The organism is Butyrivibrio sp. XB500-5, assembly GCF_003625505.1.
In the GTDB taxonomy this organism is placed as follows: Bacteria; Bacillota; Clostridia; order Lachnospirales; family Lachnospiraceae; genus Butyrivibrio.
Genome location: NZ_RAIS01000003.1, coordinates 177,650 through 198,471, shown reverse-complemented (window position 1 = coordinate 198,471; position 20,822 = coordinate 177,650). Strand labels below are relative to the sequence as shown.

Annotated in this window: 20 protein-coding genes and 1 tRNA gene; 3 read left to right on the top strand and 18 right to left on the bottom strand. The window is 43.9% G+C overall.

The features are described 5' to 3' along the window. Positions 1 to 29 precede the first annotated feature (29 nt). Both hemW and lepA read right to left on the bottom strand, forming a co-directional pair. Positions 30 to 1,172, bottom strand: a complete 1,143-nt coding sequence (gene hemW / locus D6856_RS07360; RefSeq protein ID WP_120686365.1) for a radical SAM family heme chaperone HemW — start codon at positions 1,170 to 1,172, stop codon at positions 30 to 32. A gap of 43 nt (positions 1,173 to 1,215) precedes the next feature. Next, positions 1,216 to 3,024, bottom strand: coding sequence for a translation elongation factor 4 (gene lepA, locus D6856_RS07355; RefSeq protein WP_120686364.1), 1,809 nt, complete (start codon positions 3,022 to 3,024; stop codon positions 1,216 to 1,218). A gap of 220 nt (positions 3,025 to 3,244) precedes the next feature. Between lepA and rpsT the strand changes: the two genes are divergently transcribed. After that, a complete protein-coding gene (gene rpsT, locus D6856_RS07350; protein ID WP_092241825.1) occupies positions 3,245 to 3,508 on the top strand; it encodes a 30S ribosomal protein S20 in 264 nt (87 codons plus the stop codon). An 80-nt stretch (positions 3,509 to 3,588) separates the two neighbouring features. On the opposite strand, the gene D6856_RS07345 is transcribed toward rpsT, so the two are convergent. The 4 genes from D6856_RS07345 to D6856_RS07330 form a co-directional block, all read right to left on the bottom strand. Further along, complete coding sequence (locus D6856_RS07345; RefSeq protein ID WP_120686363.1) at positions 3,589 to 4,620, bottom strand: putative ABC transporter permease; 1,032 nt, start codon at positions 4,618 to 4,620, stop codon at positions 3,589 to 3,591. A 57-nt stretch (positions 4,621 to 4,677) separates the two neighbouring features. Continuing rightward, the gene (locus D6856_RS07340; protein ID WP_243114049.1) at positions 4,678 to 5,619 is read right to left on the bottom strand and encodes a TIGR03943 family putative permease subunit; all 942 of its coding nucleotides are present in this window, start codon (positions 5,617 to 5,619) and stop codon (positions 4,678 to 4,680) included. A 17-nt stretch (positions 5,620 to 5,636) separates the two neighbouring features. Then, positions 5,637 to 6,938 (bottom strand): GTP-binding protein, encoded by a 1,302-nt coding sequence (locus D6856_RS07335; RefSeq protein ID WP_120686361.1) that lies wholly within the window; start codon positions 6,936 to 6,938, stop codon positions 5,637 to 5,639. 120 nt (positions 6,939 to 7,058) lie between these two features. Continuing rightward, a complete protein-coding gene (locus D6856_RS07330; protein ID WP_120686360.1) occupies positions 7,059 to 9,185 on the bottom strand; it encodes a hypothetical protein in 2,127 nt (708 codons plus the stop codon). A gap of 268 nt (positions 9,186 to 9,453) precedes the next feature. Here D6856_RS07330 and D6856_RS07325 point away from each other — a divergent pair, with 268 nt between their 5' ends. Next, a complete protein-coding gene (locus D6856_RS07325; RefSeq protein ID WP_120686359.1) occupies positions 9,454 to 9,837 on the top strand; it encodes a NusG domain II-containing protein in 384 nt (127 codons plus the stop codon). 27 nt (positions 9,838 to 9,864) lie between these two features. Then, positions 9,865 to 10,371 (top strand): Gx transporter family protein, encoded by a 507-nt coding sequence (locus D6856_RS07320; protein WP_120686358.1) that lies wholly within the window; start codon positions 9,865 to 9,867, stop codon positions 10,369 to 10,371. Between the two features lie 38 nt (positions 10,372 to 10,409). Here the strand turns inward: D6856_RS07320 and gdhA are convergent, their stop codons facing one another. From gdhA to D6856_RS07260, 12 genes are all read right to left on the bottom strand, one after another. Then, complete coding sequence (gdhA, locus tag D6856_RS07315) at positions 10,410 to 11,744, bottom strand: NADP-specific glutamate dehydrogenase (protein ID WP_092248475.1); 1,335 nt, start codon at positions 11,742 to 11,744, stop codon at positions 10,410 to 10,412. A 241-nt stretch (positions 11,745 to 11,985) separates the two neighbouring features. Continuing rightward, positions 11,986 to 13,407 carry a cell wall hydrolase gene (locus D6856_RS07310; protein ID WP_158588858.1) on the bottom strand — a complete coding sequence of 474 codons (1,422 nt, stop codon included), beginning with the start codon at positions 13,405 to 13,407 and terminating at the stop codon, positions 11,986 to 11,988. A gap of 27 nt (positions 13,408 to 13,434) precedes the next feature. After that, positions 13,435 to 14,535 (bottom strand): Gfo/Idh/MocA family protein, encoded by a 1,101-nt coding sequence (locus D6856_RS07305; protein WP_120686356.1) that lies wholly within the window; start codon positions 14,533 to 14,535, stop codon positions 13,435 to 13,437. A gap of 71 nt (positions 14,536 to 14,606) precedes the next feature. Continuing rightward, positions 14,607 to 15,947, bottom strand: coding sequence for an SH3 domain-containing protein (locus D6856_RS07300; protein ID WP_120686355.1), 1,341 nt, complete (start codon positions 15,945 to 15,947; stop codon positions 14,607 to 14,609). Positions 15,948 to 16,000: 53 nt separating this feature from the next. Beyond that, positions 16,001 to 16,072 (bottom strand) — tRNA-Arg (locus tag D6856_RS07295). 93 nt (positions 16,073 to 16,165) lie between these two features. Then, complete coding sequence (locus tag D6856_RS07290; protein ID WP_120686354.1) at positions 16,166 to 16,825, bottom strand: DUF5688 family protein; 660 nt, start codon at positions 16,823 to 16,825, stop codon at positions 16,166 to 16,168. Positions 16,826 to 16,945: 120 nt separating this feature from the next. Then, positions 16,946 to 17,503: an elongation factor P gene (gene efp / locus D6856_RS07285; protein ID WP_092248490.1), complete on the bottom strand. Its 558-nt coding sequence runs from the start codon at positions 17,501 to 17,503 to the stop codon at positions 16,946 to 16,948. A 97-nt stretch (positions 17,504 to 17,600) separates the two neighbouring features. Then, positions 17,601 to 18,302, bottom strand: a complete 702-nt coding sequence (locus D6856_RS07280) for a hypothetical protein (protein ID WP_120686353.1) — start codon at positions 18,300 to 18,302, stop codon at positions 17,601 to 17,603. After that, positions 18,299 to 18,853, bottom strand: a complete 555-nt coding sequence (locus D6856_RS07275; RefSeq protein WP_120686352.1) for a hypothetical protein — start codon at positions 18,851 to 18,853, stop codon at positions 18,299 to 18,301. Before D6856_RS07275 ends, D6856_RS07280 begins: the two co-directional genes overlap by 4 nt. 72 nt (positions 18,854 to 18,925) lie before the next feature. Continuing rightward, positions 18,926 to 19,540, bottom strand: a complete 615-nt coding sequence (locus tag D6856_RS07270) for a L,D-transpeptidase (protein WP_120686351.1) — start codon at positions 19,538 to 19,540, stop codon at positions 18,926 to 18,928. Positions 19,541 to 19,636: 96 nt separating this feature from the next. Beyond that, positions 19,637 to 20,065: a type II 3-dehydroquinate dehydratase gene (locus tag D6856_RS07265; protein WP_120657306.1), complete on the bottom strand. Its 429-nt coding sequence runs from the start codon at positions 20,063 to 20,065 to the stop codon at positions 19,637 to 19,639. 51 nt (positions 20,066 to 20,116) lie between these two features. Beyond that, positions 20,117 to 20,767: a DUF1961 family protein gene (locus tag D6856_RS07260; protein WP_120686350.1), complete on the bottom strand. Its 651-nt coding sequence runs from the start codon at positions 20,765 to 20,767 to the stop codon at positions 20,117 to 20,119. Positions 20,768 to 20,822 lie beyond the last annotated feature (55 nt).

The following is a 20,822-nucleotide window of genomic DNA, read 5'->3' as shown; positions in this document are numbered from 1 at the left end:
CCTGCGAAGGCTCTTTTGCCTGATTTAGATCAAAAGCAAAACTCCGCCATTACCGTATTGCTGACATCAAAGCCCTTCTCGGTGAGCCTTAGGTTATTTCCCACTCTCTCGATAAGTCCCAGGGTCTCGTACTTTATCAGCGGCCCTGCGTAGACGTCCTCAAGCTTTTGCCCGAATTGCCTGTAAAAAAGATCTGCATCAACGCCCTTAACGAGCCTAAGCCCAAGGAACATAAACTCTTCCATACAGGCCTTCTCAGAGAGCTCTTCTCTTTCTTCAACAACACTCTCGGAATCAGAAAGCCTCTTAATATATTCCATTATATCAGTGATATTACTAAAGCGCACATTATCTATCATCGAAGATGAACCGAGCCCCAAACCCAAGTAATTACCGCGTTCCCAGTATATCTTATTGTGATAGCACTCGTTCTTTTCCCCATCTCCGTACGCATAATTGGAGATCTCGTATCTGTGGTAGCCGCCTTCTTCAAGGATCCTCTTGGTCTCATGATACATAAGCCTGTCAGTATCCTCATCGGGAAGATCTAGGTCCATGTCAAAAAACGGCGTGCCTTCCTCAACAATAAGGCTGTAAGCGGAAATATGCGTAGGCTTAAGCTCAACTGCCTTTTTCAAAGTCGAAAGATAAGTCTCAAGAGTCTGATCAGGAAGCGCGCTCATCAGATCGATATTGATATTGGTAAAACCGGCTCTCTGCGCATCCTCATAGGTCTTGTAAAATGCGGCGCTGTCGTGGATCCTTCCCAGCGTCTTAAGTTCCTTGTCGTCAAAAGACTGTGCGCCTATGCTGAGTCTGTTGATACCGGCAGCTCTGTATGCCTTAAGCTTGTCAAAAGAGGCTGTTCCGGGATTTAACTCTGTCGTGATCTCGGCGTCCTCAGTTATATTAAATTCGGAATGTAAAAGTTTAAGAATATCGCAGATATACTCGGCATCAGGCAAGGACGGCGTTCCTCCTCCGAAGAACACCGACTTTACCGTATAGTCTTTGTACGTATCCGCATATGATCGGATCTCTTTGGAAAGAGCTTCAAAATAGCTTGATATCAGCTCTTTTTCCGCCTGAAAAGATAAAAAGTCGCAATAAAGACATTTGCGTGCACAGAAAGGAACGTGCACATATATCGACAAATCTTGGCTTGAATGCATATTGTCAAAAACCTCCGGCGCCGATGCGCTTTGGTATAAGAAATCAGTCTCCGCTGTCAAGCTTCAAGACGCTAAGGAAGGCTGCCTGCGGTACTTCAACGTTACCGATCTGGCGCATTTTCTTTTTACCTTCTTTTTGCTTCTCAAGAAGCTTCTTCTTACGGGTTATATCACCGCCGTAGCACTTGGCAAGGACGTCTTTTCTGTAAGCCTTAACGGTCTCTCTGGCAATGATCTTGCCGCCGACTGCTGCCTGGATCGGGATCTCGAAAAGGTGCCTCGGGATCTCTTCCTTGAGTCTCTCGCACATCTTGCGTCCACGCTCGTAAGCGCCGTCCTTGTGAACGATGAATGAAAGAGCATCGACCTCTTCTCTGTTGATGAGGATATCGAGCTTAACAAGCTCAGATCTCTCATATCCCTTGAGCTCATAGTCGAAAGAAGCATAACCTCTTGATCTTGATTTAAGCGCATCAAAGAAATCGTAGATGATCTCGTTGAGCGGAAGCTCGTACTTGAGGATAGCTCTTGTCTGCTCTATATAATCTGTACTTAAATACTTGCCTCGTCTCTCCTGGCAAAGCTGCATGATCGCACCGACATACTCAGTTGTCACCATGATCTCGCCGCTTACGATGGGCTCCTCCATGTAATCGATCTCGGTGGGATCGGGAAGGTTCGTGGGATTGGTAAGATCAAATACAGTTCCGTCATTCTTGTGAACCTTATAAACAACGCCGGGCGCTGTGGTAACAAGGTTAAGGTCGTACTCTCTCTCAAGTCTCTCCTGGATTACTTCAAGGTGAAGAAGTCCAAGGAAACCTGCACGGAATCCAAATCCGAGTGCCTGTGATGTCTCGGGCTCATAGAAAAGTGAAGCATCATTGAGCTGCAGCTTTTCAAGGGCATCTCTAAGATCTGAGTAATGAGCGGAATCTGCAGGGTAAAGTCCGCAGTAAACCATCGGCATGACCTTCTTATATCCGGGAAGTGCCTCTGCGCAAGGATTTGCTGAATTGGTAACCGTATCACCGACTCTTGTATCCTGAATATTCTTGATCGAAGCGGTGAAGTATCCTACATCACCTGCTGAAAGATCGTCGCTTGGAATAAATCTTCCGGGACCGAAGTAACCGACTTCAACAACCTCTGCCTCTGCGCCTGTAGCCATGAAGCGAACCTTCATGCCCTTCTTGATAACGCCGTCACGTATCCTTACAAATACGATAACGCCTCTGTATGAATCATATATGCTGTCGAAAATAAGCGCTGTGAGCGGCTTATTCGGATCTCCCGTAGGAGCGGGGATCTTGTGAACGACTGCCTCGAGGACCTCCTCGATACCTATTCCGTTCTTGGCGGAAATAAGCGGAGCGTCGTGCGCCTCAATTCCTATAACATCCTCTATCTCTTCCTTGACCTCATCGGGCTGGGCACTGGGAAGATCTATCTTGTTGATAACGGGAAATACATCAAGATCGTGATCGAGAGCCATATACACGTTGGCAAGAGTCTGCGCCTCTACGCCCTGAGTTGCGTCAACGACAAGAATAGCTCCGTCGCAAGCCGCAAGGCTTCTTGAAACCTCATATCCGAAATCCACATGTCCGGGAGTATCTATCATATTGAAGGTATACTCCTCACCATCCTGCGCCTTGTAGATCATACGCACTGCCTGGGATTTAATGGTGATACCTCTCTCCCTCTCTATATCCATATTGTCGAGGACCTGGCTTGTCATCTCTCTCATTGTGAGAACGCCGGTCTTCTCGATCATTCTGTCGGCAAGAGTAGACTTACCGTGATCGATATGCGCAACAATACAAAAATTTCTTATCTTACTCTGGTCCACAAAAGTACCTCATTTCTATGATAAAAATACAATCACCCGTCGCCTGTTCTCGGGGGACAGAGCGATTTCATCTTCATATGATACCATGACACCGGACAAAAATCTATTGACAGTTTTGGCAATATCATCTAAACTATTTACCGTATGAGCATTAACTGTCCGTGTCCGGCTTAATGCGCACACGAACTTGACAATATTAGAAAATAAATTGGAGGTAACTATGGCAAATATTAAATCCGCCAAGAAGAGAGTACTTGTTAATCAGAAAAAAGCTGATAGAAATCAGATGATCAAGTCTGCAGTTAAGACAGAAATTAAGAAGGTTAGAGCTGCTATCGAGGCAGGTAACAAGGATGATGCTGCTAAGGCACTTCTTTCTGCTACAGCTGCTATCGATAAGGCTGAGTCAAAGGGAATCTTCAAGAAGAACACTGCTTCTAGAAAAGTTTCTCGTCTCGCTCTTGCCGTTAATAAGATGGCTTGATCGTTCTTTGAACAATATATTAGATAATAACAAAACCTCATGTCTTCTCACCGACATGAGGTTTTTTATTATCTTTTTCCTTATTTTCTTTTTGAAAGTCTTTCGGCTCTCTCTCTCATTTCTTCAAGACTGCTCTTAAACTTCTCCGATACCATCGTAGGGTTTCCTAAGATAGTACGGTTTCTGTACCAGTCGTAGAAGCTCTTGATCGGCTTCGGAGTCATTCTCTCTTTTATAATACGATATTTAGCATAGAGCTCCGTGATCTCGTCTCGGAAATTATCCATATATTCCGCTGAGCCCGATATCTTTTCTTTTACCTTGTCAAAAGAGTTCTCGAGTACGTCACTGAGAGCATCAAGCCTCTCGGATATTCCGTCTGTTATACCGTTTCCGATATTAAGCGCCATATCACCGATACCTGCTGCCTTCTCACTGATACCTGAGGCAGTATTGATAATACCGTCCTTAATACCGTCTTTGACATCCTCAATACCTTCCATAACCTCTTCTCCCTTGAAGGCAATGATAACATCAAGTCTCTTCTGCATTCTCTGCATCTCACCCTTGGCCTTTTCCATATAGATAAGAACATCTCTGAGGTCGAGAGCGATCTTAAATGCCACCATGAAATCACAGCTTATATATACAGTAAGGATCATGGTCACGATAGAAAGGATATTGTAGGGGATGGATAAAAGAGCTTGCTCAACAGGTATCTGCAAAAAATGTGTAAATACAACAGTCAGTACGCCCCAAAAGAGCGTGGACTCAAGGCAGATATGTCCCTTGTAATTAAGGAACTTATCCGAATAGTCCCAGTACCTCACTTTGAAAAGACTCTCCATCGTAACTCCGGTGACGTATTCAAGGACAGTGGCACCGACACAGCCCGCGATATATACGAGCAAAATATTATTGTAGAAGGGCTTGGATACGATAAGCATCATTATCCCGCCGCTTCCGTACAATGGCAAAAAGGGGCCTCTCATAAAGCCCCTGTTTACCGGATGTTTTTGTAATATTGAAACATAGGTTGATTCGAAACACCAACCAAAGAAACTATATGCATAAAATAAGAATAGCCACTGAAGCGGCAGATAGTTGAACATAATCCCCCTCGCTTATATCATGTTCTTTTTTATTTAAAAGCAAATTCCTACGCCTGATCACTGCTGAGGATTGGAAAAATCAATAACAGGATACTCAGGTGCTGTTGTCTTTTCTACTGAAATAGCCTTAAGCACAGGGCCTTCACCGTTATACTCGGGCACGAACTCCTTAACCACTTTGGCTGTAACAAGAACCCAATCCTTCTCCTGCAGTTCATCGGTCTTGTCATAATCACATGCAAAGCCCAAAAACTGCATATCTTCAGCACAGCATGTCATAGCCATTCTGCCGGGAACAAATCTTCCCTTGGGGAATTCCGGCGGAATAAGAACCATGCCTTTAAACTTAACGTTCTTGCCATCGTATCTGTCTACGTGCTCAAGTCCGTCAAGATAAAACATGCCGTAGCCGTAGTTATTAAGCTCGATAGGATCACTGTTAAGATCAAAAGGAAGATCCTCGTCGAGAGTTACATCTACCTCTCCGTTTCTGTCTTCAAATATGATGTCTGCCTTTTGATTTATGGCCTTAACGTTTCTCTTATAAGAAGCAAGGTCTTCAATTCCGTCGCAGCGATTGAATAGTATCAGATCGGAATTACGAAGCTGCTCGGCAAGAAGTGACTTCATATTGCTAAAGTACAGTTCAAAGCTGGAAGCGTCGATTACCGTGATCTGCTGCTCAAGCTTCCACATAATGGGAAGTCTCATATTCTTGAAATTCCACATACCGTTGTACTCAATAAGAATACGCTCCGGATTGTACTTGGCATCAAGAGCGATCAGGGCATCGGGAGTAAAGTCCTCTTCATCCTCGATCATCTCGATAACGGTATTGGTGGACTTAAGAAGAGCTTCCTCATATTCGTTCTCGCCCTCTTCACATACGATAAGAAGTGTCTTGCCTCTTGTCCTGAAATAGGGCTGATTGATCGTATATCGGAAAAAGTCTGTTTTTCCGCTGTCAAGAAAACCATTGATAATATATACGGGTTTCACTTTCTTTCTCCTTAATATCATAATCTGCGGAACATCTTCTCAAGGTTAGCTTCGTTAAGCTGTGATCCGATTACGCAGAACTTACCTGTAACATCGGCTGAACCTGTTCTGACATCAGCTTCTCCGGGAACATAATCAAACTCGATCCATGTTCCGTCTGTAGAAGGAACAACGCCCTTTGTACGAAGAACAATACCGAATGTCTCTTCATCCTCAAGCTTATCGAGCATGCCCTCGATCTCTTCCTTGGTATATTTAAGAGGTGTCTCCATGCCCCAGCTGGTAAATACATCGGCAGCATCATGATGATGGTGGTGGTGATGTTCATGCTCATCCTCGTCATCATCGTGGTGATGGTGGCAGCAGTGATGCTCGTGCTCATCCTCGTCGTCATCATCGTGGTGATGGTGGCAGCAGTGATGCTCGTGCTCATCCTCGTCATCATCGTGGTGATGGTGGCAGCAGTGATGCTCGTGCTCATCCTCATCGTCATCATCGTGATGATGGTGGCAATGATGCTCATGCTCGTCCTCGTCGTCATCATCGTGGTGATGATGATGACAGCAACAATGCTCATCTTCATCCTCATCGTCGTCATGATGTGCGCTGTATACTACAGATCCATCCTCAGCTACAGTCTTGTGACTTCCGTGATGATGATGGTGGTGATGATGTTCCTCTTCTTCCATAACAAGCTTAAGAAGCTCTGCCTCAAGGTCATTGTTACCTTCGAATGTATCAAGGATCTCTTTTCCCGTGATCTCATTAAGAGGAGTTGTTATTATAGTAGCCTTGGGATTGTGCTCACGAATAAGCTCAACCGCCTGCTCAATCTTCTTCTGGTCGGCCTTGTCTGTTCTTGTAAGAATGATCGTTCCGGCATTCTCAATCTGGTTAACAAAGAACTCACCGAAGTTCTTGATATAAACCTTAGCCTTGGATACGTCCACAACTGTAACCGCGCTGTTAAGTTCCATCTCCTCAGATGTGTCCGCAATATTCTGGATAGCTCTCATAACATCTGAAAGCTTACCTACTCCCGAAGGCTCGATAAGAATTCTCTCAGGAGAATACTGCTCCATAACCTGCTTAAGACTTGTCTCAAAATCACCTACAAGTGAGCAGCAGATACATCCCGAATTCATCTCTGTTATCTCGATTCCGGACTCCTTTAAGAATCCGCCGTCTATTCCGATCTCACCGAACTCATTCTCGATAAGAACTACTTTTGTACCGTTCAGTGCTTCATTTAAAAGCTTCTTGATAAGAGTTGTCTTACCTGCTCCGAGAAAGCCCGAAATAATATCTATCTTTGTCATTTCTTTGCTCCATTCCGCACAATTCAATTGCGCAATAACACTACAACAAAATCTATTCTATTGACCTGTCATCGAAATGTCAAGGAGCTCGAAACAGTGATAATTTCTGGCATTTTCGTGTCATTGACTTTCTCCCGCGTCATAGGCATGATCTGTCTCTTCGGACTGTGTTTTTGAATTGTCCTTTACCGAATCGTCAATGGTTTGAGCCGATTCTTCCGAAGTCTCCCCGGAAAGATCGTCTGAATCAATATCTTGCATATCGCCATGATTACCTGCATCCGAAGCTGTAACAACGTCTGAAGTAGGAATACCTGTACCCAAATTATCATTATTTACATTTATATTTATATCAACATTCCCTTCATTATTTCCTGTACTTGACGTTGTTACTTCAGCGTCAGAGCCGGATGCTCCGGACGCCGCCTGCTCCATGCCTTCAGATATCGCTGCAGTCTCAGCGCTATCTGCGCCTGTGTCTACGGACGATAGCTCTTTTGCACTATCGGAAGCTCCCGGTCCGGCTGCAATCTCATCATCTCCGCTTCCAAAATCCATTCCGATAAGACTCATCATGCTTTTTCCCATTCTTGTCGAAAGAGATGCGGGTGCGATCGCATTGGATGTGTTTATCGCCGCAACCTTGGTGTTGTACTTGGCGTTCTTTCCTTGGAACTTAAGATGTGCGGAAGCGACCTGTCCGTGCGCAAAGCCGCAGCTTACGCAGTAGCCTTCGAGCTGTCCGTCATTTTTACCGCAGGAAAGAACTGTCGTCTGTTCAACATCCTCGATTTTTCCGTCTCTTTTTTTGGCTTCTTCTATTGAATAAACTTTTTCCCTATGTCGTGGGCTGTTAGCCACAAACTCTGCTCCGCAATGCGAGCATCTGTACCTGTTATTTGCTGAGCCGTCCGGATCGTCTTTAACCCAACCTCTGTCCGTAACACTCTGTTTGGTAGAAATAATATATACGGTCTGTGTTTTGTAACAGCTACTCGTGTGCTTGTGATAAACCGCGGTATTGTAACAACCGCCTTTGTCCGCTGCGCTTACAAGGCTTGCGTTAACCGTCTTGCCTTTGCCGTTCTTATGATAATGATATTCATACTCGATCTCAGCGGCCGTTTCGCCGGAATCCAGAACCATCTGCTGAGGTATGTTCTGAATGGCCTTGGCAAACTCTGCAAACGTGGCATCCTCGCCTATCTTAACTCCCTTTGTGAGCAATGCGGATGCCAATAACTTTTTTCCATTACTCACACGTTGAAAAACCTGGTCGAGTTTCTCGCTTACAGCAGTCGCCTTCGTATCGATATATTCTTTTACCCCGTTTATATCGGTTGTCATCTTGGTCTCGTAGCTGTTGAACTGCTGATCGAAGTTGTTATTTATCTCGGTAAACCTCTTGTCGCTTGAAGCGATGGCCTCATTGATCTTTTTATCATTGGAAGCGATAACTTCGTCATTTCTTTTACCCATCTCTTCTTCAAGGTCTGAGATCATTCCCGAAAGCTTACCGTACAGCTCATCAAATTTAAGATTGCTCTTTGAAAGAAGGTCTTTGCTGCTTTGATCCATTTCACTATTGAAAGCGGTAAGCTTATCAAGAAGCTCTTTGTATCGATCCATAGATTCCTTGGAAATATTCTCGTTTCCGCTGTTCACGGCTTTCTTGATCTCGTCCATGAGGTCCGTTGTCTTTTCCTTGGTGTCGTTGTAATCCTTGGTCAGCTTGTCGAGCTCTGAGTTGACCAAAGCAAACTCGGAAGCAATCTTTTCTTTGTCTGCTTTATTCTCTGAATCAATCATCTCTTTAAGAGTTTCAAGTCTTGTTTTTGTCTCACTTATATTCTGATGAATAGTTGAAAGATTTCCGGAAAGTGCTCCCGCCTTCTCGTTTACAACGTTCTTGTATTCATCGCGACTTTCGTCATCTTCTTTGTTCTTCTCAGAAAAAGACTTTATATCCTCACTGTTGTCGGATATAGTTTCATCGATCTGAGAAAGATAATCATGAAGCTCATCAAGCTTCTTACCGGTATCTTCTTTGTTCACGCGTTCGGATTCCTCGAATTTCTCCTGCGCGTTCGCAGTAACAACCGGCGTACTTAAGTAGATCAAACCTCCGCATAAGATGGTCGCTATAACTACGGACACTGCCACCACTCTTGTGTCGTGTCTTTTAAGCTTCTTAAGCAATAGCTTGACCGAATTGTTTTGTTTGTCCCATTTTTCTCTTAACTTCATATGCTTCCTTTCTGATCCTGCGCATGCAAAAAGGGCATAGAAAAAGACCTACCGCATCCGCAGTATTTTAATAATAAAAAGTGGAAATTTCTCGGATGATTATCCAAGATATGTCGAAAGAACTTCGACGAAAATTTATTATACAGAATCCCGGGCAAATTGCAAGTAAAAATTGAAAAGGCGCTTTCCGTCTACTTTGACAGCTTTATCAAATTGCAGATATACTGTATTTGAATCTGACTTTCAGAAAAAAGGTTATTCGATATTTATGATAAAAAGATATTTCACCAAAAACGACATATTGCTGATCATAGGTATGCTCATTGCCTCGGGCCTTCTTATGCTTATCTTGTTGTTATCGCAAGAACGCGGAAGCACGGTTGTTATAAGCGTTGACGGAAAAGACGTTAAGTCTTTTTCATTGGATGAAGATACAAGATTTGTTATTGACGGCTATCATGGCGGAAACAATGTCCTTGTTATCGAAAACGGAGAAGCTTATCTTGAATCCGCATCTTGTCCTGATAAGCTGTGCGTAAATATGGGCAAGATCAGTAAAGTAGGACAGTCGATCATATGTCTGCCAAACAAGGTCGTTATAGAAATTCGCGGAAAAGAAAGTGAAGAGGAATACGACGCAGTCGTTGGATAAAAGAAATTTCTTAAGTAAGTAGGAAAAATGGATATAAGAACAAAAACAAGCAAGATAACTTTATACGGAATATTTGCAGCGCTCGCTATGATACTTAGCTATGTGGAGCTTCAGATACCGGCGTTCTTCGCGGTGCCGGGAATGAAGCTGGGTCTTACCAATATCGTAGTTGTCGTGGCTTTATATGTGCTTGGAGAAAAAAGTGCATTCTTTATAAATCTCATCAGAATATTGGTCGTATCGCTTCTATTCGGAACAGTGATGAGCCTTTGGTTCTCACTTGCCGGAGGAGTCCTGAGTACTCTCATCATGATACTTCTGAAAAGATGTGATAAGTTCAGTCCTGTAGGCGTCAGTGCTGCAGGCGGTATCACCCACAACATCGGTCAGATAATGATCGCAATGATCTTATTACAGACAAAATTCATTGTCTGGTATCTCCCAGCATTGTGGCTATCGGGTGTTGTAAGCGGAGTTGTCATAGGAATCATCGGCGGAATTGTATGTGATCATTTAAAAAAGGCTACGCACTAAATGTGCATAGCCTTTTATATATAAGTGATGGTTATTTATTAAACAATACCCTGAGCCTTCATAGCATCAGCAACCTTAAGGAAGCCTGCGATGTTAGCACCTGCAACATAGTTGCCTTCAAGGCCGTACTTCTTAGCAGCATCATCAATGCTGTGGTAGATGTTAACCATGATCTGCTTAAGCTTAGAATCAACCTCTTCGAAGCTCCATGAAAGTCTCTCGCTGTTCTGTGACATCTCAAGAGCTGATGTAGCAACACCACCTGCATTTGAAGCCTTACCACAAATGAAGAGAACCTTGTTAGCCTGGAGGTACTCAGTAGCCTCGATAGATGTAGGCATGTTAGCACCCTCACATACAGCCTGAACGCCGTTAGCAACAAGCTGCTTAGCATCCTCAAGAAGGAGCTCGTTCTGTGTAGCGCAAGGAAGAGCTACATCACACTTAACTGACCATACACCCTTACCTTCGTGGTACTCAGCTGACTTTCTAGCAGCAGCGTACTCAGTAAGACGTGCTCTCTTAACTTCCTTAACTTCCTTAAGAAGTTCAACATCGATTCCTTCGGGATCATAGATCCAACCTGTTGAATCAGAACATGTAACAGGCTTAGCACCAAGCTGCTGTGCCTTCTCGATAGCGTAGATAGCAACGTTACCTGCACCTGAAACTGCAACTGTCTTGCCCTTGATATCAGAGCCGTTGCACTTAAGAAGCTCTTCTGTGATGTAAAGAAGGCCATATCCTGTAGCCTGTGTACGAGCGAGTGATCCGCCGTATGTAAGACCCTTACCTGTAAGAACGCCTTCGTATGTATCTCTGATCTTCTTGTACTGACCAAAGAGGAATCCGATCTCACGTCCGCCTACACCGATATCTCCGGCAGGAACGTCTGTATCAGCACCGATGTGTCTGTAAAGCTCTGTCATGAAGCTCTGGCAGAATGCCATAACTTCTCTGTCTGACTTACCCTTAGGATCGAAGTCAGAACCACCCTTACCGCCACCGATAGGAAGGCTTGTAAGTGAATTCTTAAAGATCTGCTCGAAACCAAGGAACTTGATGATACCAAGGTTTACTGAAGGATGGAAACGAAGTCCTCCCTTGTAAGGTCCGATAGCTGAGTTGAACTGGATACGGAAACCGTTGTTAACCTGTACCTGTCCCTTGTCATCTACCCAAGGAACTCTGAAGAGGATCTGTCTCTCGGGAGTTACAAGTCTCTCAAGAAGAGCATCTCTACGATACTCGTCCTCATTAGCTTCAATAACAACACGAAGTGACTCAAGCACTTCCTTTACTGCCTGATGGAACTCAGGCTGAGCGGGGTTCTTTGCTACGACATAGTCGTAGATCTCGTCAACGTATGACATTTTTGTTTCTCCTTCCTGTGCTGATAGCACAAAACAATATTTGCCTTTTTAAAAACTAGTATGAAAAAAGGGCGTAAGAAACCAACTGGTCTCTACGCCCCATTGCGCAGACATCACTGCCTGAATGAGATTATACACTTCATCATTTTAAAGTGCAAGAGTTTTTTAATGATATAGGCGTCACAATCCAAAAGCCCATCTCATGCTTGCATGAAGATGGGCTTTTGGATTCGTGAATCATTTATTCATCATCGTCGTCATCGTCATCTTCATCATCATGATCTTCTTCATCGTCGTTATCTTCATCTTCATGATGTTCCTCTTCCTGCTCTTCTTCCTGTGGTTCCTCCTGCTGCTCCTGCGCAGGTGCTTCCTCTTCGTGGTTCTCAGATTCTGCTTCGGCAGCCTCCTCCGGAGGTGCCTCTTTGGTCTGCCATCTGTAGAAGAATGCATGGTTACCGATCATGGTATATTCGCTTATGCGATAGTAATCCGCCCACTTCTGCGTCATAAAGAACAAGTAGTCTCCGACACGGGCTCCCGCAAGCACTTCCTGGGCTGCCCTTATACAAGTGGAATTGGGACCGTTTGCAATAATAAATTCAACCTTACCGGATCTGTAAGGAGCAAACTGGTTGGGCTGGGTTATTACACTGATAACATCATTGGGGAAAGCCGAGCTCTTAACTCTGTTCATAATAACAGAACCGACACCGAGCTTACCTGTATATGATTCACCGTCAGACTCCGCCTGTATTGTAGCCGCAAGCCATATAAGCTCGTTATCGCTCGCAGAATAAGATCCCGAAGTATCTTCCTTGGTGCGCGCAAGTCTCTCGGCGATCTGCTGAGCGAGAGCAGCCTGTGCGGCAGCCGTCTTAGCTTCCAGAGCCTTCATCTTCTTATCTAGTTCGGCAAGCTTCTTATCATAATCGTCAAGCTTGGTCTTTTCGGAAGAAAGAGAACTGTTCGTTGTATTAAGCTGTCCCTTTACCACACTTGTAAGTCCGGCAATCTCATCATGTTTTTCATCAAGCTGAGACTGATATGCATCAAGCTCTGCTTCTTTTTGTTCAACGACCGCACTCTTGGCCTCTATATCATCCTGTATGGCCTTAAGTTCTGAGATTTTTCTTTTATCATAAGCCACTATGGCATTGATATATTCAAATTTGGTAAGGAGCTCTTTCATCGTACCCGATTCAAGCATAAGTCTCAAAAGGCCCTTACTTCCGCCATTCTCATAAGTTGATTGCATACGAAGCTTAAGGAGCTCATAACGTTCCTTTTCCTCTTGTCTGGCCTCCTGAAGCTGCTTATCAAGCTCTACTATCTCTGCGGAAACTACGGCAAGCTTCTCTTCTGTAGCGGAGATCTCGGAGTCTATTGTGTTTAGTTTGTTGGAATATCCATTGATCGTAGATTGCAGAGCACTGCTCTGATCTTGCAGATTCTTTACATTGGATTTGGTCTGCTCCTTTTCGCCCTGGAGCTGCTTGATAGCGTCCTTGGTCTCCTTACTCTCTTTCTCAAGATTGGAGATGGTCGCTCTGGTCTCTTCTTCCGTACCAAGCCCATCTGTCTCATCGGCATAGGAACTAAGCGGAATATTACCCCATATTATGGCAAAAAGAAGCATCCATACAAGAAATTTTTTCTTCATAATAATCATCATGCTATCAGCTTAGTATTATTCTGTAGTCTGCTCATTGGCAGCGTCTGAACCGTTATCCGTCTGATCATTGCTTTCGGAAACCTGAACATCATTGCTTTCGATGGCCGGAGCTTCTAAAGAAGCATCAGTAATAACATCTTCATCGGGGAACTTGATATTATTGCTGTTACGGATAAAGTCCATCATATTGAGTATCTTAAGAGTCTCTTCATGCGGCATCTGAGGGCACTCAAGCCACTTCTCGGAAATAGCCTTAACGCATGCCTCAACCTCGTACTCATATCCTGTCTTTTGCTTGGGTCTCTTGTAATACGCCAGCTTCTTGTATTCGCTGTCATATACGGTGATACCCTCTATATTGTTGATATTGTCAACAACAATAAATCCCTTACTTCCGTAGATAACGCCTCTTCTGTCACTGACAGAAAGCGCGGAAGCATTGAGGACAGCCATCTTGCCGTTCTTATAGCGAAGTGTGATGCTGTCGTGAAGATCCATTCCATACTCGTTAAAAGAGCACATGGAAACAATATCGGTAACATCATTACCAAATACCATTGATGCAAAATTAAGTGTATATACACCAAGATCAAGAAGTGCTCCGCCTCCGAGCTCCGGAAGCTTGATCCTGTCTTTCTCCCTAATGTTATATCCGAGATTGGCGGTCAGCATTGTGGGCTCACCGATGACATTGCTTGCCATGATCTCTTCGAGCTTGGCTCTCATCGGATGGAATCTTGTCCACATAGCCTCAACAACAAGAAGCTTCTTCTCCTCTGCGAGCTTGAAAACTTCCTCTGCCTGGCGTTCGTTTAACATAAATGCTTTCTCGCAAAGAACGTTCTTTCCGTTCATAAGCGCAAGCTTTACATTCTTGTAATGCTCTGAATGAGGTGTAGCAACGTACACAAGATCTATCTTGGGATCGGCAAGAAGCTCCTCGTAACTGCCGTAAGTTTTTTTAATCCCATAGGCCTGTGCAAATCTGTCGGCGTTTTCCTTGGTCCTGGAACCAACCGCATAGCACACGGCACCTCTTACATTCTTAAGAGTTTCTGCCATGATTCCGGCAATCTTTCCGGTTCCCATAATAGCAACCTTAACACGTCCAAACATAAGCTATACCTCCCCTAATAATATCTTGACGAAATGTGCACAGCGGCACATTTCCAATGTAAGCATCTCTCTTACTCTTTTATGAATTCAGTCTTGATATATCCGGTCTTATTCTTGAACTCAACCTTGGACCACTCAGAACCAACTTCAACAACATTGACGGTCTCAGCCTTGTAGATCGTTGCAAGAACGTCACAGTCTGTATTCTGCTCTTTTCTTAGTTTAACGGTATCTGTTACTTCGTGTTTACCCTTTGATATAGAAGAAGATTTACCTTCGGCCTTATTGTCAGAAGTATCTTCAGCCTTTTCATCCTTATTCTCGGATGTATCGGTATTCTCGGCCTTCTCCTCCGTATCGGCTTCCTGAGTATCGGAATCATCCTTCTTGGGAGCCTCTATTGTTTCTTCTCCTACAACCTCAAAGAATTCAGTTTTAACAAAAGCCTCTTTGCCTTCGTACTCAATCTTACTCCATCCGTTGGCACGAGCCTCAAGCTGCTTGAACTCCTGGTTTGTCTCGGTCTTACCGATAACTTCCGCTGTCTCGGAATCTGAACTTCTGATATTGATAACGCTTGTAGCCTTGATCGTATACTGTGTGATTGTCTCAGGCTCTTCCTCTTTTTCCTCGGAAGAAGCTTCCGCAGCACTTTCTTCACTCTCGTTAGCTGCCTGTGCCGATGCAAGAGCCTCACCGACTGAGATCTGAAGACCGGATCTCATATTGTTAAGGAGCTCGGCAAGCTTCTCATCGCCCTGAACCATCTCATTGTACTGAGTAGCGACCTTGTTGTTGAGATCGATAACATCGGCCTGTACATTGACCTGCTTGATATACTGAAGCACAGCCTCATCCGCGATGTCTCTGCTCATATACAAAGAGCCGTCTTCTGCGGTACAGATATAAAATGTCTCAAGTCCGGGTACCGGCTTATCATAATCGTAAAGCTTAACTTCATTGTAAACATAAGTAATGCAGCTTCCCTCTACCGGGCCGGGTTTGGAATATACTTTGATATTCTCAAATGTCTCGATGTAATCGGAAGCGGCAACTGCTTTTAATACCTCTGTATCATCGAGTCCCTTGTATATCTGCTTGATAGTATCCGCATCACCATCGGCTGAAGCCTTATAGTACTTCTCGATAAGAGCGTTTACTTCGGGATTCTCTTCCTCACTCATTGTTGCATCTGTTACGGCATACAGCTCTTCCTGCTTGGCATTCTCATCTGTCGCTGCCGCCTTCACAGCTCTGTGATTGGCGCTAAGTGCTATTGCTACGGTAACTATTACTGCTACTCCAAGTATTATAGGCATAAGCAATTTCTTATTATCTTCAAGGAATGCGATTATACTCTTCTTCTCATTACGCCAGTTTAATAGATCATTTTTGTTGTTCTTTTTTTTCATAACCAAAACCTCTATATTTCCCCGTTCAAGAGGGTATTTCTTGTATTTCTCGATGCACCCGACAGGAATCGAACCTGCATTAAAGGCGTCGGAGGCCTCCGTTCTATCCATTAGACTACGGGTGCATGCATACTTCACTATCATACCACAAGATGCCCAAAAACGGAAGCCGCCCATACGGGCTTAGCTACGCATGATGCGGTCCCATGGGCTTTATCTTACTTATCTCCTTTGCAAATGCTGAGTTTATCAGACTTGCGATCATATAAATACACGTTGTTACTTAGAATATCCATAGGCGGGATATCATGAGCATTGACGTCCTCCAATATCTCATGAATGATATCGTAACCATTCTCCTTGCCCTTAGCCGAGACGACGATGACTTCATGTACCGATGCGGGAACAACATATAAATCCGTGCCAAATCGTCTTGCCAGGTCTTTAAGTACTCCGGGATAAAAAATTGCCCCCGCACCGAAAAAGTTATCCTCATTACTCACAACGAGCATCCTGTCCGGATTCTCGTATCCGATTATCCTGATATTTCGGATTTCCTCAAGAGTCTGTATTATGTTGCGGATCTTGACGGGAGCAATCTTCACTGCGTTCTCCATCACATTTTCCCAAAGCTCTTTTCTCGTTATATCCCAATATCTTAAATGATTGTTCTTGATAAGGACATTTCCGTTTCCGCCGTCATCATCAAAAACATATATCGGAACAAGTGCCAGATCCTCAAATTGCCTGTATGGAACATCGGACAATACCCATTTGTTTTTCTTTAAATTTAAAAGCTTAAAAGAAAGCCTGTCAGCGACATCGGAAAAGTCCGTGTATATTTTTTCTATTATTTTTTCAAATTCTTCTGTATTCATAAAGTCCTCTTTTCATAATTTTGGTAAAAGAAAAAGCAATAGAGACATACATCTCTATTGCCTATATTAGTTTCTTTATGAATAAGTATGACTTTACCAAGCGTCAGTAAGGTCGTCAGATTAAACTCTTGAAAGATACTCGCCTGTTCTTGTATCGATCTTGATAACGTCTCCCTCGTTAACGAAGAGAGGAACTGCTACTGTAGCACCGGTCTCAACTGTAGCGGGCTTTGTAGCACCTGTAGCTGTGTCACCCTTGAATCCGGGCTCTGTCTCAGAGATTGCAAGCTCTACGAACATAGGAGGCTCAACAGCGAATACGCTTCCGTTATAAGACATAACCTTGCATACTTCGTTCTCTTTAACGAACTTGAGAGAGTCACCGATCTGGTCTGATGTAAGACCGATCTGCTCATAAGTCTCTGAATCCATGAAGTTAAAGATATCTCCATCCTGATAAAGATACTGCATATCCTTCTTGTCGATACGAGCTGCGGGGAACTTCTCAGTGGGACGGAAAGTTGTCTCCTTAACACCACCATTGATGATATCCTTGAGCTTAGTTCTTACGAAAGCAGCGCCTTTACCGGGCTTAACATGCTGAAATTCAATAATCTGACATACATTGCCATCAATCTCGATGGTCATACCATTTCTGAAATCACTTGCAGAAATCATATAAAAATCCTCCTAAATTACATCACATCAAACAACTAGTTTATATTAAACTATAAGATTTGATTTTTCAACTGTTTTTTTGGTTAATATACACGGATCACCAATCGGAATCCCAATCGGTATATCCCGAATCCCAGTTACCCGAATCCCAATCGGAGTGAGAACCGGAATCCCAATGCGAATCATAGCTGTTGTATCCGCCATAGCTGCTTCGTCCGCTGCTACCGCCGTGATACCCGCCTCCGCCGCCTAAAAGAAGCGATAAAATGATTGCGATAATTCCTATTAAAATTCCCAGTGGATTATATTCTCTAGAATCGTTCCTGTCATATCCGCCGCGTCCGAAAGTCCTGTCGTTATCAACTTTGAAAGAGTCGTTGTTATCCGGAGTAAAATTCGAAAAACCACTGCTTTCATATTCATCCATTCTGCTGAAGCTGTTTAAAAATCTGCGACCGTCACCGACCTCGTATTTATTTCTTTCTCTCTCTGCCATGTCGGCGGCATATTGAAGTTTTTGATTGGTAATCTCAGACTGAAGACGATCGTACAGTTCAACAACCGCAAACTCCTCGTCTTTTCCCTTATATCGAACGGCTCTGGTCCCGTCGGCTTTATTCTTGTAGACTACAAACTCTCCCGTAGCCTCGTCCTTATATATACCAAAAGCCTTAGGTCCTTCATAATTATAGCCTATAAAGAATCTTGTCTTACTCTCGGTAAAACCGTTTCTCTCACAATAATCTTTCAGTTCCTCAATTGTCTTGGGTATTCCACCCTCTGCATAACTTGTACTCATGTATCACTTTCCTTTATAGAGCTCTTTATCATATTTGAATAATATGGATCTATCCCCTTTGCGGATATTTCTCTCTGAGCCGTGTGCTCCGCTCCCGAAAAAATATCCGTGTTGAATCTGTTGTGTGAAGCTATATTATCAGCTATCATGCTCCCTATATCAAACTTAGGAAACGGAATCGAAGTGTCGACCCTCTGTACATTCGCTGTCCCCATATCTTTTGTCTGCGGAGCGTCTACCGCCGCAACCTGCTTTGCCTGCGTAATCTGTTTCGTAGGCGATATATCAGATCTTATATATTTCAAAAGATCGTCTTCCGTAATCCCATATTTCGATGCAATCTCTTTTACCGTGGTATCTGATGTTATGTCATCGAGACTCTTCCCCGTCTCGTCTGAAATAGCCTTATCAAGATACTTTTGGAATATCCCGCTTAAGCCTGTATCAAACGCATTCTCGCTCTCTTTCTGAGTAAGAAGCTTGCTTGTATCCGATATTGAGCTTAAGTAATTGTTTACCGCACCTGTTATCGAAGAAATATCAAATGCCATTTCATCCCCCTCAAAAAAGTTTGTCTTTCCCTCATATATTCAAACATTCAAATATTCTTATATTCAAAACGATCAGTGCACGATCACCGCCGTACCGATCTCAATCATGTCATAAAGCTGATACGCCACATCTTTGGGAAGATTGACGCATCCGTGTGATCCGTTCTTCTTGTATATCTGTCCTCCGAACTTACCTCTCCAGCTTGCATCGTGAAGTCCGCAGAAGGTAGTAAATCTCATCCATCTGTCGACCCAGACGTTCCATGTGGGACCAACAAGATTTTTGCCGGGAACCTTGGCGCGAAGCACAAATCTTCCTCTGGGAGTCGAATTGCCGGTGCTCTCTTTACCGGTAACGCAGGGCGATGTAAGCACAGCCTCACCGTCAACATAATAAGTCATTGTCTGATTCTCGATATCAACGTCAACGTATGTATCGATCGTGGTCGCCGGCACACCTGCCGCCTCTTCTTCCGCGTTCTTAAATCGTCCCTCATCCATACCGAAATTGAGGTAGTGATTATACAGCTCTAGTACATCATCACCGAATGCCTCATGAACATCGGGATATTTGGCCGCATAATACACCGCGTCAAAACCGCTCGCGAAAGAAGGTGTTGCGGTCACAAAGCTCAAAATAAAAGCCGCGAAAATAATTGTGCTTACTTTAATAATAATATTTCTCATGCCAAGCTCCTTTGGCACATGCAAGCATGTACGCTGTTTAGAATTATGACACCCATATCATATCAACATTATAAGCCAATTCTTCGCGGTTTTACATCATTTTTTTATATAATCCATTGCTTCGAGGTAGCCGTTTAACCCATGTCCGTATATCTGCTTGTCACAAGCAGGCGCCGTTACTGAAATCTTGCGGAATTCTTCCCTGGAACTGATGTCGGAAATGTGCACTTCAACCTTGGTGATATTCTCTATACTCTTAAGCGCATCGTGGATCGCATAGCTGTAATGTGTATACGCACCGGGATTAATTACGATCCCTTCGGTTCCGTCGCTGTAGGCAGCCTGAATCCTGTCGATTATGGCACCCTCATGGTTGGACTGATAGAGCTCAACCTCATCACCTTCCGCCTTCGCCTTTTCTTTTATCATATTGCAAAGATAATCATAGTCCTGATTGCCGTAGACCGCCTTTTCTCTGATTCCGAGGAAATTGAGGTTCGGTCCGTTTATAACCAAAATTTTCATACGCTTCTCCCATTATTAATATCTTTAGTCAAAAGATCTTTTGACACCGTATCATATCCATGTGACTTTGAGATTTCTGTACTGCGCAGCCATCGCGCCTTCCTGTTTGAATCCGATCCGCCCGCCCGTAAGAAGCTCTCCGCACTTAAGGCCGTCATCGGCAAAACCGAGGATATCCATGTCATTTATGGCAAAAGAGACTTTGTCTTTATTCTTTACAACAGTCATCTTGTACCAAAATCCGTCGCTATCCCCTGATTCATTCACACCGCTGAAAACCTGCGCTACAGCATCGGGAAGAGGATCTGCTCCTGAAGCGACTTCCCACGTCTGCACGGGGTCGCTCTTAAAAAGCTTACTCACATGAAAAGCCTTGGACGCCGCGCCTTTTCTTCTATAAAAAGAAAGCTCAAAGAAACTTCCGCTGCCGGGTTCTTCCTTAGCAGCATCGTCACTTTGCGCGTTCTTACAAGCAAATATCAAAGACGCTCTTCCGCATGACGAAAGAGGCATAAATTCCCACTCAATACGGACATCAGAAGGAAAAGAGCCTGTGCATAAAAACGCAGCCTCGCCTTCCTGATCCTTGGTCTCTATCTTAAGCGCCCCTTCCGGAAAAGATATATCGGCGTTTCCGTATAACTCGAAGTCCCGAGCAATATCTTTTTCCGAAAGAGAATTGTCTAAAATCAGCTTAGCCATAGTGTTTCCTCATAAAGTAATACCATGTCTAATTCATCCGCATACGCGGATTCGC